The following is a 3,063-nucleotide window of genomic DNA, read 5'->3' as shown; positions in this document are numbered from 1 at the left end:
CTTCCCGCTACTGAAGTTGATAAAGCCTGAATCAGTTCCGACGTTACAGGTGTTTTTGCCGTTAATCCTTTACTATTTTCTTTACCAGCAACACTCAGTGCATGCATCATATATTGCTAATGCCAATATTATTCCTTACACAAAAGCATTTCTCATCTCGGCTGGCGTTAACTTAGTCGGGTTATGGCTCGGTCTCAAGCTGACCGGGGGGAATATTTATTTCCTGCTTTTCTTCCCGATTTTGGTTCAGGGGCTGTACAACAACTGGCGATGGCCAACATATTACTATAAGATGATTGATAGTACGCTATTGGCCTCCATCAAACGAGGTACGATTGCGTGGGGAAAAACCTTTGCAAATTTCTTTAAATCCGGTTCAAACGTATGACTTTTCCCGTCTCTGCGGTATGATAAAAACGCAGCAGACATGACCGATATCTGTTGATCAAGAAATGAGTTTATGATGGAGGAATCATGGATAACTTACTGAGTATGAAAGAACTAATGGTTTCGCTTCGAAAGAATTGGTGGCTGGCACTTTGCACCTTATTGGTGGGTGCTGTGTTAGCTGGTGCTTTTGCTTTTGGAATGATGAAGCCTTCCTATTCGTCGACGGCGTTAACCGTCATCAATCAGCAAAAAAACAACACCGAGTCCCTTAGCCAGATGTTGAACCAGAATCAATATGATTCGGAGCTGCTGGCCACTGGCAAATCCCTTTTTAAAACAGCTGCAGTTTTTGATGAGGCCTCAACGCAGCTAGCACAAAAAGACCATCTCAATATCACAAGTGGTGATCTTCAAAAGCAGGTTAAAGTTGACAATGAAGACAATTCAAGAGCCTTCTCAATTCATGCAACATCTAAACATGCCAAGGATGCTGCTTTGATCGCAAATGAAGTTGCAGCTGCTTTTCAAAAGACAGTCGGTACGATCACCAACCACACGGACACGGTAACCATTTTGGCAAAGGCGACGCCGAGTGATGTGGCAGCCGGTACGAAACCGGTTGTTTTGGTTATGATTGGCGCAATAATTGGCTTTTTGGTTGGGTTAGCTTGGATTGTTCTCAGAGAAATCAAACAGGCAACGATCAAGACTAAAGAAACGCTTGTACAGGTCGCCAAAGCACCTGTTCTCGGGGTTATTTCTGCTAAGAAACTGTAAGCTTTGCAGTCGTTGATATTGCTATGTTGACTTGAGCACATCCAATTTTGAAGGAGTTTTCCATGACAAACGAACTTGCACATCAATTTGTTAGTGATACATCCGTTTCTAGTCAGGAGTTTCGGACGCTTAGAAACAACCTGTCATTACAGACGAGTCGTCACGATGTCTCTGTTTTGCTGATCACCTCTGCCACTGCTGGTGAAGGTAAGTCCTATGTTGCGGCGAATCTTGCTGCTAGTTTTGCAGTGGAAGGGAAGCGGACGTTGCTGGTTGAAGGTAATCTGCATCGCCCAATTTTGGCAGCGGTTTTTGATCTTCAGCCTAATAAAGGTCTTTCATCCTTGGTAGGCGCAGACGCCGCATCAGTTAAAGCTGATGATTTGATTACAGAAACCAAGATTCAAAAGTTAGCGGTTGCACCTGCAGGCGAATCCCTTGCCGATCCGGCAACGTTGTTGGCTGGTTCAGCATTCAAAGCATTCCTTGATCAAGTTAAAGATAAATTTGATGTCGTCTTGATTGATGGGCCGGCGATGGCAGACGCGAGTGAAGCAGGGCTTATTGCGGAACTTGCTAATGGCGTGGTAGTTGTTGCGAAGGCTGATGGGCCATCAAAACGTGATGTCGCGCAAACGATCGCACAGGTTCGACAACTACCGGCAGCTTTAATCGGGACTGTGTTGAATCAGGCCTAGTGTCGAAACTTGGAAGAGAAACGGCTTCACCGCCGAAACTATGAGACGCTGGGTGCATAAAGGCAATAGGAGAATGATGTTGTGGCTTTTTATTTAGGTCTCTTTGCAATTATGATCATTTTCATGCTACTCGGACGTGTCACAATGTCGTCTGTCTGGGCATGGCTAGGTGTTATAATGCTCGCGCTGGTTGCCGGATTACGCTATGAAACCGGTAACGATTTTTTGCCATACAAGACCATTTATGCAGGTGATTATTCGGCAGGGCAGGTTGAACCTGGATTTTTGTTTTTACGAAATATTTTTAACGGATTGCATGCCCCTTTTTGGCTTTTTTTACTGGCATGGGCAACAGTGACCTTAGTGCTGTTTTATTTCTTTGCAAGGGAATATTTCCGTCCGGCAATCATTCCGATTGCTTACTACATGAGCCGCTTTTTCTTCATGCGGGACATGGGACAGATTCGGGCTTCGCTTGTCTGCGTGACCTGTATGCTGGCATTAAAGTTTGTATATGACGAGAAGCCGCTTCCTTTTGTACTGATTGTTGGCTTGTCGGCTACGATCCATATTTCAGCGTTGTTCTTCTTGTTAATTTACCCATTCTGGTTACTGTTCCGTAAAATCAACTTTAAATGGGTGATCGGATTCTTAGCCCTTGGTGCAGCTGTGGGCTTCGTTGCACCTAAGATTCTGAGTGTCATTATTGTCCACACGTTACCGAGATATGCACCTTATGTGACAAACGCGAGTTATCTCTCGTCGGGTTTATTTGATCCGGTGACGCTCATGCAGGTATTGATCTGCGTCACAGGATTCTATATCCTAAAGCGTGGTATGATTGCGGATACCTTAATTGGCGGAAGCGCTAAGTTTAAATTCTTGATGATTGTATACTTATTTGCCACCCTGACGCTGTTGTCACTTTCGCAGTTATCAACCATTGGGGGCCGTCTGTCGACTATTGGTACAACGACCGAGACGATTGTGCTGCCAACGATTGTGTTTTCGATTATGCCAAAACGGACGCGGACTTTGGCGATGGTTGGTGTGTGCGGTGTGATCTTCGTCCTCATTTTCTTAATCAGTGGGGCCTATAAGACGTTTATTCCTTACCAGATGGCGTTTTAGTGGCTTATCAGAAACGGTTGCCTTTAAGCAAGGTAATCGTTTTTTTTGTGTTTTCAAAAATAATATT

At 44.5% G+C, this 3,063-nt stretch carries 3 protein-coding genes and 1 pseudogene; all 4 read left to right on the top strand.

Annotated elements, in window-relative coordinates:
• A pseudogene (locus GSO_RS15865) lies at positions 1-388 on the top strand (O-unit flippase-like protein); the annotation flags it as partial.
• Positions 389-474: 86 nt separating this feature from the next.
• Positions 475-1,167: a YveK family protein gene (locus tag GSO_RS09475; RefSeq protein ID WP_010491497.1), complete on the top strand. Its 693-nt coding sequence runs from the start codon at positions 475-477 to the stop codon at positions 1,165-1,167.
• Positions 1,168-1,229: 62 nt separating this feature from the next.
• Complete coding sequence (locus GSO_RS09470) at positions 1,230-1,865, top strand: CpsD/CapB family tyrosine-protein kinase (RefSeq protein WP_010491496.1); 636 nt, start codon at positions 1,230-1,232, stop codon at positions 1,863-1,865.
• Positions 1,866-1,946: 81 nt separating this feature from the next.
• Positions 1,947-2,996 (top strand): EpsG family protein, encoded by a 1,050-nt coding sequence (locus GSO_RS09465; RefSeq protein WP_010491494.1) that lies wholly within the window; start codon positions 1,947-1,949, stop codon positions 2,994-2,996.
• Positions 2,997-3,063 lie beyond the last annotated feature (67 nt).

Source organism: Lacticaseibacillus zeae DSM 20178 = KCTC 3804, from assembly GCF_000260435.1.
Classification (GTDB): Bacteria; Bacillota; Bacilli; order Lactobacillales; family Lactobacillaceae; genus Lacticaseibacillus; species Lacticaseibacillus zeae.
This window is presented reverse-complemented; position numbering and strand designations above follow the sequence as displayed.